Source organism: Achromobacter sp. SIMBA_011 (assembly GCF_046535435.1).
In the GTDB taxonomy this organism is placed as follows: domain Bacteria; phylum Pseudomonadota; class Gammaproteobacteria; order Burkholderiales; family Burkholderiaceae_B; genus Achromobacter; species Achromobacter dolens.
The window spans coordinates 1-332 of sequence record NZ_JAWRWN010000183.1; the positions used below are offsets into that span (position 1 = coordinate 1).

Consider the following 332-nt stretch of genomic DNA (forward strand, 5'->3'; position numbering starts at 1 on the left):
GCTCGCTGCTCGTTCATCGCCCTGCGAGCGCCCATGGTCACCTGCTTTCTTCGTTACGTCGTCGATCCGTACAAACTCGAGCAGTTCGAAACCTACGGCAAGATGTGGATTCCGCTCGTCGAGCAATTCGGCGGCACGCATCACGGCTACTTCCTGCCGTCCGAGGGCGCGAGCAACATCGCGCTCGCGATGTTCTCGTTCCCGAGCCTTGCCGAATACGAGCGCTACCGCGAACGCTCGAAGGCCGACCCGGCATGCCAGGCCGCGTTCCGTTACGCGGAGGAAACGCGCTGCATCGTCAGCTACGAGCGCAGCTTCTTCCGGCCGGTGTT

The 332-nt window shown here is 62.7% G+C and carries 1 protein-coding gene; it reads left to right on the forward strand.

The genetic code is table 11. From position 1 onward, the window contains the following. Nucleotides 1-33 precede the first annotated feature (33 nt). A partial coding sequence (locus SB816_RS30485) for an NIPSNAP family protein (protein ID WP_410548050.1) occupies nt 34-332 on the forward strand: 299 nt, incomplete at its 3' end.